The organism is Stenotrophomonas sp. GD03654 (assembly GCF_029845105.1).
Classification (GTDB): domain Bacteria; phylum Pseudomonadota; class Gammaproteobacteria; order Xanthomonadales; family Xanthomonadaceae; genus Stenotrophomonas; species Stenotrophomonas africana.
The window spans coordinates 1-12,728 of sequence record NZ_JAOCLC010000045.1 but is presented as its reverse complement, the minus strand read 5'-3'; the positions used below and the strand labels follow the sequence as shown (position 1 = coordinate 12,728).

Annotated in this window: 13 protein-coding genes and 1 pseudogene; 5 read left to right on the top strand and 9 right to left on the bottom strand. The window is 57.8% G+C overall.

Annotated features, from left to right (window positions below; genetic code table 11):
- Nucleotides 1–5: 5 nt before the first annotated feature.
- Nucleotides 6–986: a GTP 3',8-cyclase MoaA gene (moaA, locus tag N5J73_RS16070; protein ID WP_032968965.1), complete on the bottom strand. Its 981-nt coding sequence runs from the start codon at nucleotides 984–986 to the stop codon at nucleotides 6–8.
- Between the two features lie 196 nt (nucleotides 987–1,182).
- Here moaA and N5J73_RS16065 point away from each other — a divergent pair, with 196 nt between their 5' ends.
- Nucleotides 1,183–1,587 (top strand): hypothetical protein, encoded by a 405-nt coding sequence (locus N5J73_RS16065; RefSeq protein WP_004146485.1) that lies wholly within the window; start codon nucleotides 1,183–1,185, stop codon nucleotides 1,585–1,587.
- On the opposite strand, the gene N5J73_RS16060 is transcribed toward N5J73_RS16065, so the two are convergent.
- From N5J73_RS16060 to N5J73_RS16045, 4 genes and pseudogenes are all read right to left on the bottom strand, one after another.
- Nucleotides 1,581–1,910: a hypothetical protein gene (locus tag N5J73_RS16060; protein ID WP_004146483.1), complete on the bottom strand. Its 330-nt coding sequence runs from the start codon at nucleotides 1,908–1,910 to the stop codon at nucleotides 1,581–1,583. The two genes, N5J73_RS16065 and N5J73_RS16060, sit on opposite strands and share 7 nt — an antisense overlap.
- 136 nt (nucleotides 1,911–2,046) lie before the next feature.
- Nucleotides 2,047–2,610 carry a flavin reductase family protein gene (locus tag N5J73_RS16055; protein ID WP_004146482.1) on the bottom strand — a complete coding sequence of 188 codons (564 nt, stop codon included), beginning with the start codon at nucleotides 2,608–2,610 and terminating at the stop codon, nucleotides 2,047–2,049.
- Between the two features lie 275 nt (nucleotides 2,611–2,885).
- Nucleotides 2,886–3,791, bottom strand: a pseudogene (locus N5J73_RS16050) (IS3 family transposase).
- Nucleotides 3,792–4,016: 225 nt separating this feature from the next.
- Nucleotides 4,017–4,604: a DUF488 domain-containing protein gene (locus N5J73_RS16045; RefSeq protein WP_004146479.1), complete on the bottom strand. Its 588-nt coding sequence runs from the start codon at nucleotides 4,602–4,604 to the stop codon at nucleotides 4,017–4,019.
- 186 nt (nucleotides 4,605–4,790) lie between these two features.
- Here N5J73_RS16045 and N5J73_RS16040 point away from each other — a divergent pair, with 186 nt between their 5' ends.
- Both N5J73_RS16040 and N5J73_RS16035 read left to right on the top strand, forming a co-directional pair.
- Nucleotides 4,791–5,264 (top strand): transposase, encoded by a 474-nt coding sequence (locus tag N5J73_RS16040; RefSeq protein WP_080103005.1) that lies wholly within the window; start codon nucleotides 4,791–4,793, stop codon nucleotides 5,262–5,264.
- A complete protein-coding gene (locus N5J73_RS16035; RefSeq protein WP_141650939.1) occupies nucleotides 5,261–5,458 on the top strand; it encodes a hypothetical protein in 198 nt (65 codons plus the stop codon). The genes N5J73_RS16040 and N5J73_RS16035 overlap by 4 nt, the downstream gene beginning before the upstream one ends.
- Before the next feature lie 63 nt (nucleotides 5,459–5,521).
- Here N5J73_RS16035 and N5J73_RS16030 read toward each other — a convergent pair whose 3' ends face one another.
- Entirely contained in the window at nucleotides 5,522–7,297 is a 1,776-nt protein-coding gene (locus tag N5J73_RS16030) for an oleate hydratase (protein WP_004146476.1), read from the bottom strand.
- Nucleotides 7,298–7,932: 635 nt separating this feature from the next.
- Between N5J73_RS16030 and N5J73_RS16025 the strand changes: the two genes are divergently transcribed.
- Together N5J73_RS16025 and N5J73_RS16020 are read left to right on the top strand one after the other, a co-directional pair.
- Nucleotides 7,933–9,393: a hypothetical protein gene (locus tag N5J73_RS16025; protein WP_164197950.1), complete on the top strand. Its 1,461-nt coding sequence runs from the start codon at nucleotides 7,933–7,935 to the stop codon at nucleotides 9,391–9,393.
- Nucleotides 9,394–9,648: 255 nt separating this feature from the next.
- The gene (locus N5J73_RS16020; protein ID WP_004146441.1) at nucleotides 9,649–10,398 is read left to right on the top strand and encodes a MobA/MobL family protein; all 750 of its coding nucleotides are present in this window, start codon (nucleotides 9,649–9,651) and stop codon (nucleotides 10,396–10,398) included.
- A gap of 102 nt (nucleotides 10,399–10,500) precedes the next feature.
- Here N5J73_RS16020 and N5J73_RS16015 read toward each other — a convergent pair whose 3' ends face one another.
- The 3 genes from N5J73_RS16015 to N5J73_RS16005 all read right to left on the bottom strand — a co-directional run.
- A complete protein-coding gene (locus N5J73_RS16015) occupies nucleotides 10,501–11,958 on the bottom strand; it encodes a YfjI family protein (protein WP_004146440.1) in 1,458 nt (485 codons plus the stop codon).
- Nucleotides 11,955–12,296, bottom strand: a complete 342-nt coding sequence (locus tag N5J73_RS16010) for a hypothetical protein (RefSeq protein ID WP_156785744.1) — start codon at nucleotides 12,294–12,296, stop codon at nucleotides 11,955–11,957. Before N5J73_RS16010 ends, N5J73_RS16015 begins: the two co-directional genes overlap by 4 nt.
- Nucleotides 12,297–12,298: 2 nt before the next feature.
- A partial coding sequence (locus N5J73_RS16005) for an AlpA family phage regulatory protein (RefSeq protein WP_279941197.1) occupies nucleotides 12,299–12,728 on the bottom strand: 430 nt, incomplete at its 5' end.

Genomic DNA, 12,728 nt, shown 5'->3' with positions numbered 1-12,728 from the left:
TTGTCTCATCCTCCAATCGAGGCCAGATGCGGGGTCAACCCGGTCTGGCCGAAATGCAGTCCATGCCCGGCTGCCTTCAGCCCAAGCTGGGTGGTGATGCGCGCCAGCAGCGCGCCCTGGTCCTCATCTGACTGCAGCAGCGGCCGCAGTGCGATGCCGAAGTCACCGAACAGGCACAACCGCAGATCGCCGCGCGCGGTAACCCGCAGGCGGTTGCAACCTTTGCAGAAATCCTTTGAGTAAGGAGCGATGATGCCGATGCTGCCGCGATGGTCGGGATGACTGAACTCACGTGCGGGGCCCGCATCGGCAGCGCGTCTGCGCTCGCTCCAGCCAGCAGCCAGCAACTGCCCGACGATCACATCGGCGCACAGATGGTGACGTTCAAAGTAATCGCGGTTGTCACCGGTGCGCATCAGTTCGATGAAACGCACGCTCACTGGCCGGTCGCGCAGGAAGGCCATCCATTGCGGCAGTTCGTCGTCATTGAGGCCGCGCAGCAGCACGGCATTGAGCTTGACCGATTGCAGGCCCAACGCCTGGGCCAGGGCGATGCCTTCCATCACCTCGGGCAGGCGGTCATGTCCGGTGATGGCATGGAAACGCTCGCGACGCAGGCTGTCCATACTCACGTTGAGCGCAGTCAGGCCCGCACGATGCCAGCCTGGCAGGCGCCTGGGCAGCAGGCAGCCGTTGGTGGTGATGGCAACCTTGCGCACGCCCGGCACCTGCGCCACGGTGGCGATGATCTGGTCCAGGTCCTTGCGCAGGCTCGGCTCGCCACCGGTCAGGCGGATCTTGTGCATGCCCAGCGTGGCAAACGCCCGTACCAGCCTTGCGATTTCATCCACCGCAAGAAAGCGCGGCCGGCCGTCGGCCTGGTAGCCGTCGGGCAGGCAATAGCTGCAACGGAAGTTGCAGGCTTCGGTCAGCGACAGACGCAGGTATGGAAAGCTGCGCCCGAAGCCATCGGTGAGTTGGCTCATGGCTGTTTCACCTCCTGACTGCACGTATCCACGCTCGCCCGGCATGCCGGGGTTCCCTCGCCTGTAGTGACTGACCGTCAGCCTACGTGGGGCTTTGAAGCGATGGAATGACTTAAATCAATCAAGGGCACCGCCATGCCTTGCGAAGCTATGGCAGCATACCCTTTACAAAACGCCCTGTCCTGTGACCCCGATCATGATGCTGAACGATTTCAATGGCCTGCTGCAGGCAGCAGGACAGCAAACCGAGCCCCAACGCCTGTTGTTTGTGTTCGTCAAAGCCGACCTGCCCGAATCACCCACCGCCGATCAGCATGCCCGCCACAGCAACGGCGAAGGTGGCACGTTGAGCCCGGTGCTGTGTGTGGACAAGGCCCCGCAGGAAATCGCGTCCTTCCAGACCCTGGCCGCCGAATCCGCCCAGACCGGGCTGGTCTGGGACCTGGTGTTTGTTGCCTCACTGGATGGCCGTGGCGGCATTGCCCCGTCCAGCGATGAAGCAACGCAACCACTGCGCCTGATGGTCAACGCGGTCAACGACGGCCAGATCAGCCGTTTTGCCGCCTTCGATCGCGATGGCACACCGGTGCAGTTCTACTGAGCCAGCAGCTGCAGCATCAGGAAGAACACCACCAGCACCGTATTCAAGCCCCAGGCCACGGTCAGGCCGCGCGCGGCAACACCGTAATTGGGATTTTGCGCGCTCGGCGCCGCCCGCCATACCGCCGGGATGATCCAGCCCGTATACAGCAGCAGCGCCGCGAACAACGCCAGCAACAACGGGGTGCGCCCCTGCGCCAACGCCCAGAGGGCGGCGGCCCATAACAGATTGCTGGGGATCACCCCCTGCAGCCAGAACACGCGCCAAAGTCGGGAGGGCGGCAGCTTGTCACCTTGGGCGTGGAGGGAACTGACAGCGGTCATGGCTGCAACTCCTAGTCAGCGAGGCATGGGTACACTTTGCGCCGCCGAGGCGGGCGGGTCAAATCCCTGCCCGGTGTCGGCGCGCGCGGACAGAGCCCAACGCCCAGGCGAGCCGCCCGAACGGCCCGCACCATACTCACCCCAGCATGTCCGGCCGGAACAACGAACGGCGGCTGATCATCCTGCCTGCCGTCATGAACACTCCATCGCCGGTGTAATGCAGCGTACGCGGATGCCTGGGCGACACTGCCACATGCGCCTTCACCACCTCGAAGACGAAGAAGTTGTAGCGCTCCACCAGCGCATCGTCGTGCAGACGGCATTCGAGGTTGGCATGACACCGCCCCAGCAGCGGCGCACGCACCCGGGATGCCCGCACCGGCGCAAGATCGAACAGCGCGTACTTGTCCACCGACACACCACTGCAGTTGCCGATGCGCACCACCGTATCCGCCAACGGGACCGTCGGCAGGTTGATCACACACTCCCCACTACGGCGGATCAGATCGAAACTGTGGGTGGCGCTGGAGATCATCAGACCGACCAGCGACGGTGAGAACTCCAGCACGGTGTGCCAGCCCAGCGTCATGATGTTCCGCTGCTGCTGCCATTGCGACGTCACCAGCACGATGGGGCCGGGCTCAAGGTACTGACGCACTTTTTCCACGGGGAAATCCTGCTTGCGTAATGGCGAACGCATCCTGGTCTCCTTGTTTCATGTGTGATCAGCGCTGGACAGCACCACGCTCCGCGCAACAGCACACCACCTGCAGGGGAAGCATTACGTGAGCGTCCCCCATGCAGCGCGTTGTCCCGGCCCCCGCCGGCACTAACACATGCAGCCATGAATCCGTGTCCGGATTGAGCAGACCTACATGGTCGCCGGCTTCTCCTAACCTGCCGGCTTGTATCCCCGTACGCAACCACTGTGCCAAGGACAGACACATGCGACCTCGGAGGTGGAGTTCCCAGGATTTAGTGGACACCTGACCGAGGGTGGCGATGCGCTGCCTCGAACTCGTCAGGACTGGCCCCGCCCAGATGGCTGTGGCGACGTGTTGGATTTTAAAACCCATCGATGTAGTCGGATATGTCCGAGGTCGCCACGTCACGATTCGCATAGATGCGCTTCTTGATCCGTTCCTTTTTCAAACTGCTGAAGAAGGACTCAGCGACCGCGTTGTCCCAGCAGTTGGCACGTCTGCTCATGCTTGGCTCGAGGTGGTTGTCTTTGCAGAAACGCCGCCATGCATCACTTCCGTACTGTGAGCCTTGATCCGAGTGGATAAGGGTTTTGCGAGGACGTCGGCTGCGCACGGCTTTCATCACGGCATCCAGAACAAGTTCTCGATGAATCGTTGGTCTGACAGCCCAACCAACAACCCTGCGTGAGAAAAGATCCAAAACAACCGCCAGGTACAGCCAACCCTGCCACGTGCGGATGTAAGTGATATCCGTCACCCATGCCTCGTTCGGGCGCGATACGCTGAACTGACGCTGGAGCAAATTAGGGATTAAGACATGAGGTTTTGGAACAGGGATGTGCCGTATGCGGTAGCCATGCAGCGCGTGCAATCCGTTCACCCGCATCAAGCGAGCAACCCGATGTTTGCTGCATGCCTCCCCGTGCTCCCTCAGGTCGAGAAACACCCTGGGGGCGCCATAAATTCCGTGGCTGGCGGCAAACGACGCACGTATCAAGCGAAGCAACCGCGCATCTTCTTGCGCTCGATCGGAAATCGGATGTTCACGCCATGCGTAGTAGCCGGCTCGAGCAACCCCAAGCAGACGACACATCATCTGGATACTGAACTCGTCCCGATGCGCATCGATAAATTTGTAGGCTTGCCGGGTCTTGCTGGTGATCTTGCCTGCAGACATGACTGTCTCCCAATGCTACCCCCAACAGAGGCTAGCTCTGTCTAGGAAATCCTGGGAACTCCAGTTCGATGAAGCGTTTTGAATAGCAGTAGAGAAAAAGAGCCCGGCGTACCGGGCCCACGGTTCTACTCCCCAGTAGAGGCCCCGGATCATGACGACCGCCCTCAATTCAGTCAAGCATTTCTGCGAAGTCCAAGCGGAGACAGGCGGGCTTACTCTGAAGGCCTAAAGCAAACTGCGCTGCAACGGGGGATATATAAGGCCCTCGCCTAGCGCTTGGGCCATTGGATTGAGGTGGTGCGGTTCAGCCGCTCGTTTGGTCTGGATATGCAGGACTTGATGACCGCGGTATACCAAGAGATCCGAAATCAATCGCCGATGGCAGCGCCACCACAACAGTTCTGCACACATCAGCGCCGTGCGCCCTTGCGCAGCTGCAGCCAAGGCTTGCTCAAGCCCGTCCGCAAACTCTGTGCTGGCCATGTGATCCGCATACCCCTGGAATGACGAATTTCTCCACCCGCCGTTCGGCGACCCCGGCAGCACTGATCGCCGCCCTCCTAATTGAGAAATCCACTCGTAGCCAACGCCGTCCCGAGGCAACTGCTCGCTCATCGCGTCGCTACCGAACCAAGGAAACTTTCGAGAGCCAGGGAACCGCCTGACGTCAACCACAGCGGTGATCTCGTGGACTCGTAGGACTTCCCGAAAATCCTCCCAAGTGCGGGTGGAATGGCCTACCGTCCACAGCCGTGGGGACTCATCGCGAGGAGCCAGCTTAGCGCTGCCGCCGGCAGGACCCGTAGCATTCATAGGGGTCCTTCACACCCCGAATGAATCGGCCACACGAGGTTTTCTGTGTCAAAGCCCTGGCACTCAGCTATCCGCAGCCACTTGCGTGCTTCCGATGGCTCCATCACCGGACTTCGATGCAGAAGCACTAGACCTTGTCGTCGCGGCTCGCCAATTAAAACCGTTCGGTAATCAACGTCAACCTTCATCACGAACACCCTGCCGGAGAGAAAAGGCAGCCGCTGGGCGCTGCTCAAGGACTCCGAGCGCTGGAGCTACAAGCAACTGTGCACCATGCACTGGCTGCAGCGCAGCGGCCTGAAGACGGCGCGTGCCTGGCACTTGAAACAGGCACTGCGACGCCTGTACGCAGCGGGGCTGTCGCCGGAAGAAGCCGACCACCAGCTGGACCGTTGGATCAGCTGGGCACGCCGCAGCCGCCTGCCGCCGTTCAAGCGTCTTGGCGCGACCCTGCGCGAGCACAAGGCCGGGATCATCGAGCACTTCCGGAGTGGCCTCACCAACGCCAGCGTGGAGACGATGAACGCCCAGATCCAGGCGGCCAAGGCGCGGGCGAAGGGCTATGCCACCCACGAGAACCTGATCGCGATCGCCTACCTGTTGTGCGCCAAGCTCAAGCACTTGCCGCGCAATCCATGGTTGGCGCCGGCGGCGGCATGATCAGGTCAGTTCCACAGGGATCGCGACAGAGCCTGTTCTTCGCGCCAGGGCACGAACCCGCGCAAGGCCACGAGTACCAATTCAACCTCGACAGCGACGAAGGCCGGCAGACGCTGGCAGCAATGCTGGCCTTCCTGCAGGCCCACGTGCCGTCGCCACTGGCCTCGCCCACGGGGGCATCAAGCAGCGGGTAGCCATCGCCTCGCCCACCCGCCTGCATGAGGGTGCGCCGGCCTGGACCCCGGACGCCGCCACACTCAGACCAGCTTCGCCTCCCGCAGGAGATCCTCCAGATAGGTGCCCCGGGTCTTGGCGATGGCCGCACTGCTGGCGATGCGCGCAAGCCAAGGCAGCTTCACCTCGTCCAGCGGCTTGCGATCGTTGAGGTAGTACAGCGCGCTGAGCAGCACGCGCACGTCGAACATCGACGCAAAGACCTCGGGCACGCCGCGATCCACCCCCAGCAACGTGTACACAGCTTCCATCGCCGTACGCACCGAGTATTCGGTGGTGAACACCGTGTCGTGCTCGGTCTCGGCGAAATTGCCGATGAACGCCAGGTTCTGCGAGCCCTCCGGCACCACCAGCGGCCGGTCGCCGGCCGCGCGCGGCATGAAATAGGACGTGATGTAGGGCATGTTGCACGGCACGGTGCTGGCCGCGTTGTGCGCCAGCTCATCGATCTGGTCCACCGGCACGCCGATGTGGTACAGCCATTCGGCACACAGTTCCGCGCCGGTGCACTCGCGGATCGTCTTCGGCACGTAGTCGCCGGGCTTGTCGGAAAACAGCCCATACAGCCAGACCACCAGTTCCTTCTGCGGATCCTGTTCGGCGAAGTGGGGCTGCCGGCTCATGCTGAAACCGTACAGCCAGCTTGAATCCTGGATGCTGCAGGGGCCACCGGTGACGATCACGCCCGATCGCGGGTCGCGGCCCGTGATCCGTTCGAGATACGGCACGATGCGATCGTCGGTCAGCGTGACCGTCGCGGAGACCGTCCAGTTCGCCTCCGGAATGTTCTCGCAGAACTTCTCCGGACGGCCGAAGGCGGGGTCACGCTCGGCCATTCGCTTCCACAGCGACCATGCGCCGCCGCGGTCGGTCACGATGGACGCCGGCGTATCGTTGTCACCGAACGTGGAGCTTTCGGTGATCGAACCGTTGGTGACCAGCACCAGGTCCTTCGGACCCACGGCGATCTTCTCGGCGACGCCGTCGCTGGTGAGCCGGATCGCGGTCGCGAACTTGCCATTGCCGCTCGCGGTGACCAGCACGTCGTCGACCTGCGTGTTGTAGCGGAAGGTGACGCCCTGTCCTTCCAGATAGGCCACCAGCGGACGGATCAGCGACTCGTACTGGTTGTAGTGGGTGAAGCGCAGCGAAGTCAGGTCCGACAGGGTCGAAATGTGATGGACGAAACGCAGGATGTAGCGCCGCATCTCCACCGCGCTGGCCCATGGCTCGAACGCGAACATGGTGGCCCAGTACAGCCAGAAGTTCGAAGCGAAGAATTCCTCGCCGAACACTTCGTCGATGCGCTTGTCGTCCAGCTCGCTTTCGCGGGTCAGCGCCAGCGCGATCAGTTCCTCCACCGCTCCTGGAGTGAGCGTGAGGTCGGGCATCCGTTCGATCGGCTCGCCGCGGTTGTGGATCGCGCGGCAGGGGTTGCGGGATGGGTCGGTCTTGTGCAGCCAGTACATCTCGTCGAGTACCGAGGCATCGGGCGTATCGAGCGAGGGGATCGAGCGGAACAGGTCCCACAGTGTCTCGAAGTGCGCTTCCATCTCGCGACCGCCGCGGATGATGAATCCCTTGTGCCGGTCGAGGATCCCGTCCATGCTGCCGCCGGGCAGCGCAAGCTCCTCGAAGATCGTGATCGCACTGCCGGGCATCCGCGCGTCGCGGATCAGGAACACCGCACCCGCCAGCGAGGCCAGGCCGGAACCGACGAAGTAGGCACGGCGGCCCTCCACGCCTTCGGGCTTGGGGGGGCGCGAGAACGCCTCGAAGTTTCCACTGCTCCTGTACATGTCGATCTCCATGGTTGAGGGGTCGATCGCGGCCCCAGCCAGCGATCAGGGAGAACATTCGCAAAGCATCTGATAAGAATGGATGAAGAATCGAACCGACAGACGCGCCGCGCGAATGACGGGTTCGCAGTGCAGGGGCGATCGTGGTGGCGAGGGGGCGCGTCGTGGCCACCGCCCTGTCGCCCGGCAACGGGGCACACCGCGGGTTCCCGGCCGGCAGCGATCCGGTCATACAGAGCTGGCCCCGTCTGTTTGAACAGCCAAGCCGTATCCGATAAGTGGATCGCCTGCCGGTCAAGCTGCCTTCGGCAAAGGCAGCGGTTGTATGTACTCTCTTTGTACCAGAGTGTCAGGCCCGGTGAGAAAGCAGAGCGGGCCATGGCCGTGCTAGACCAGATCAACGCGAAATTCGGCAGAGGCACCGCAGGAATGGGCACCGTCGGCTAGCGGGTTGGTGCCACCAGACCTGGCGAGCAGTCCAAAGTATCTATCAACGCTCAATGGCGGCCCATATTGCATTCGCTGTCTCCCAGCTATACAACGAAGTGGAGCGACCTTCTGCCGGCGTGCTGACAAATACCGGCGAAACAGCAACCATTAAACACTAAATACAACCAAAAGGATGGCGGTTGAAAATGTCAGGCAGCAACATCGAACCAGGGAAGTGCAAGCCGCGCTTCGACTTTGAAAGACATAAAAAATCAAGCCAATCAGAGACCGGAAGCATCAAAGAGCTTTTGGAAGAGCTAAACCGCACGCCCCCACATAAGCCAAAAGGCAGCCAAAAATCCAACCCAGCCATATACAGAGAGGAAATAACTAAAGAGAATTTAGAGGGGGCGATCAATTTCATCAAATCAAACTTTAATATAGAAATATCATCGATAAATTCAAAACTACCAATCACCACCATCAAAACAATCAAGCTACTCTATCTCAGCAACAGATCATTTAAGGGACAACTTTTCGAAAGAATCTCCCTCCCAGGGTCATCCCAAGCCACTTTTGAACACTGGATAGAACGTAATACACCAAGGAACGAAAAGACCATTCGAGCGGCATCTCAACTCATGTCTACACTTGAGCTTGAGATAAACGATGAAAGACTTAAACACATCCACATCAACAAATCAACACCATCAAAACTAATTGAAATATATGCAAAAAAAATAATGGAATTCATCGCCCCGATCTACGAAATATTCAAAGACGACGGGGAATACAGAGACTGGTATATAACAACCACAATAAGATTTGCATCAAGTGAAATAGAGTCATATAGGCCATCACCACTTCCAGCCAACACAGAAGCCGGCCCCATACACGAAAGGTTATACATCTATTTACTAACACTTCCCTTTCTGCACTTCGTTGGCGAGTACCAGCGGATTGTCGAATCAGAAAACGAAGAGCTGAGCAAATACCAGATAGAGCCACTCTTCACTCAAGCCCTCTCCTCACCGTCGGAGGGCGATGCCCTATTGCGTCCTGTCACATCACTCGCAGCTATTCACTCCTTCCTGCAAACCAATGCAAATGAGCTGGCACGCTTGGTTCACCAAGCCACTGGTTATGAGTTGAGATCCAGCGAGATCACAAACATAGCCGACGAAACGCAGAAGGTTCTGCATGCCTATGTCTTCCACGAATGGCACAGAACAGATCATGACGTCGTCAACATTTCAATGGCCGACTGCGTTGCAGCCCTTTTAGCCATAACGATACAAAAGAAGATCAAAACGAAGTACACGCCCTACTGGAAAGGACAGAGCTCAAGCGAGAAAACTGTATTTCGCCTACTGAGTCACCTGGACACCTCAAGAGACATCGAAGAGCTATATGAAGAGGACTACATCCCGCAAGGCGCGATGCTCACCCTCTATCATCGATATTGCATCGCCTACGCATTACTTTTCGGCCGCAGCAACCGAATGGAAGCGTTTATGAGATTCCAGATCGTATATCTGAAGCACATGACCATAGCTCACTCTCATTTCGATCTTGAAGCAGGCAACGAATACGAGACAAATATCAACATGTTTTGCGAATACCTTATTCAATACATCGAAGATCAAGCCACTTCGCGCGCAATGTAATTTTTAACTTACATCACCCTTATAAATATGTAGAAACTCACTTACATCCTTCGAAGCAACAACACGAATAATGAAAGGAATCCAAGGGAATAGGAATCAAATAGAACTGACGATAGATTACAGGCAGGGTGTGGTACGCGCACTTACCCTTTCTATCTAATCACAACACTCTTCGATCATGAGTATCTACCGGTAGCCGACAAGAATCACTCTTGTCGGCTTTTTTATTCTCCTTAGAGAAAGGGTGATACAGCAATGGCAAGCTTCCATTACAGCATCAAAAGTGGAAAGAAAGGCAGCGCACGCAGGCACGCCAACTATATCGATCGTAAAGGATCTCATAGTGACAAGAAGGACCTTATCCAAACAGGACATGGGAACATGCCCGAATGGGCAGGAGATGATCCGAAACGGTTCTGGAGCGTTGCTGACAAGCATGAGCGTGCCAACGGAGCAGTGTACCGAGAACACGAAATCACTCTTCCGAGTGAGCTCAGTACTGAACAGCAGGTCGAACTTGCCGACCGGCTTGCAAAGAATCTCGCAGGGATCAAACCCTACCAGTACGCGCTCCATGCACCTGAAGGAAAACTCGGTGGGGATCCCAACCCGCACATCCATCTGATGTGCTCGGACAGACTGCCTGATGGCATCCCCCGTACACCTGAACAGACCTTCGCCCGCTACAACGCCAAGAATCCTTCCGCAGGCGGATGCCGCAAGGATAGTGGCGGAAAGAGCCCAATGGAGTTGAAGCAGCAGGTGACTGCACAGCGAAAACTTGTAGCGGACACCCAGAATCAGTTCCTTGAAGAAAACGGTTATTCAACCCGCGTAGACCACCGCAGCTTGCGTGATCAAGGCATTGCCAGGCCCCCAGAGCGCCACCTCGGCCAACGCTTCGTCAAGGAGATGGCAGATGCAGAGAAGTCGCAGTATGCACAATGTCGTAAAGCCGTGAAGGCAGCTTCATCAGTTGAAAATCTGGGAGAGGTAAGTGCCTAACCCAGCGATTCTGCGACAAAGTCGCAGAATCGCAATGGCACCTACTGACCACAGCAGAAAAGCCCCGGCATATCGCCGGGGCCCCCTTGGCATCAAGACCGCTTACAGTGCCCTCCGGTCAAAGTAGTGATTCATCAAGCGCAGATACATCCTCTTGTCCCGGTACCCACTGCAGACCTGAATTGCTCCCTGACCTTCAAGAATCGAGATAGCTGCATTCAGCCTTGCTCGGTCACGTACAGGTCCATAGCGCAAAACCTGGTTCTTGGGAACGTACGTATCCGAATAAATCCCTTTCCACCACTTGGCATACAGATACCGATCCAAAGCTTGAGCATCGACCTGATCCTGCGATACCACGAACGCTGGTGAGAACAGATGCTTGTACTCATCAACATGCCACCGAACGATGTCGAAGGCACGATTGATCGTATCGAGGGTGATGTCACCTCCCTCTCCACTGAAGTACTGCATCGATGCAGCGAGTCGTGCCACGATCTCCATGATCTTTGCCGCGAAGTCATTGATATCACTCAAGTACTCCCCGTCGCGCAGCAAAGACTCAGTTTCTGATGCCAACTCTACCCAGCGTGCCCTGGCATCGATGGAGAAGGACACCACTTCACGAGCAATGGCGCCCGAGGCTGACCGCTCCTTGTACTTGAACAACAGCTCCGCGATTCGCTCATGGAATGCCGGCAAATGCTCCCACACCGGTTCTACGTCCTCGATTCGCCGGTAGCCCATCATGGAGCGAGGCCACGCAACCAAATAGCGTGCCCAGTGTCCACTCCCCTTTGCAACAGAGCCTCGCCTATTGAGGAACTGCTTGAACGGTTCGTACTGGGTCATGATGCTCACAGAAACGCGCGGATTCATCGCAATCAGATGCTCGTTCTCCGCACGATCCAACGGCATCATTCCTGGCGAATCCCAGAGACGATTGAGCAGGCCCACATTCGCCATTGCCTCGCTCTTGAACAGCATATGACCTTCGTCAGTCGTGATGGCGATGGACTCACCATCACCCTGAACGGCCTCCATGATGGCCTTGGCCGTGATGTCCTGCCTCAGGAAGCAACGCAGGCGGGGCTGCAGAGGTTTCTTTTCTGAAAACTCCTTCAGCTGTGCCTCGAGTGCTTCGACAGACTTGCCAGCAGCAACTGCTTTACTGATCGCGCTCCTCAGCCCCTTCATCTTGGCCGTCCAGAGTCCATAGTCGATCTCATAAGCCTCAGTCTGCTGCTTGAACGCAGCCATCTCCTTCGTGTCTGCATCGCGGAAAGGCGCCTGCAGTAGCTCGAACACCGTGGACTTGCGCTCACCAGACTCAGCCACAAGCATCAAGTTCTGGGTTACAGGCTTGATCTGTCCGGTCGGCAACTTGACATCAATCAGACCTTGGCACGCCATCGAAATGGCATTGATAAGACCCATGCCAACCATGGCGTCGGGAACTTGAACGTTGCGAAGGAGCTCAAGGCCTGCCTCACGAGCAACATGGTGAAAGGTTTCCAGGGGATATTTGGGGGCATAACGCTGCCAATTGGTTGTCATCATGCATCCTCCTCTGTCGAGCCTACCGCGGTCTGTTCTTCAACCTCAACCAACAGATGGCCACAGCTCTGGCACCGAGCAGCATCGCCCTCCGCATGGCGACGAAAACGCTCCTCCTTGAGCAGCTTGCGGAACTGAATCAGGTTCAGATCATGCTTGTACGCAGCATTGAACTGCTCTACCAAGATCTTCTTGCTCATCTTCTTTGCGATGTGCTGTTCCAGGATCGGATAGGCCTGCCTGAAGTCCTGCTCCAGCTTGCCCTTCCCCTTGGTCGACTGTTCACTCAAAGCGTGCGTGAGCGCGTCAAGCGGCGAAGAGTGGACTGCAAAATTAGCCATCATCACTTCTCCTCCTTCGCACGACGGAACTTCACTGCACGGCCTTCTACCCATGCCATTGCCTCATGCGTCCAGTAGAACTTCGGGGACAGTTCGCTGTCATAGAGCGGAATGCCCTTCGGGAAGTCCGGATCGGTCTTCATCAGCTCGTATGCCTTGCTCCTGCTGACGCGGAGCAGCTTGATCAGCTCCTTCAGACGCAGCGTCGGACTATCCGGCCAACCTGCTTTCCCAGCACTGTTGTTCTCTTCGGCCAAAGTCATGCTTTTGTCTACGCCCTGGCGCAGACTGGACGTCATGTGCTTCATTTGTTGATTCCTTCGTTGTGTTGAACGTTTCAGGAAGGAATCCGGCCGGTTTCCTATCGAAGGTGATTGGCCTCCGACGTGATCAGTGTCGATATGCTGCTGTTGGGGGTACAGGGAAAAAAAA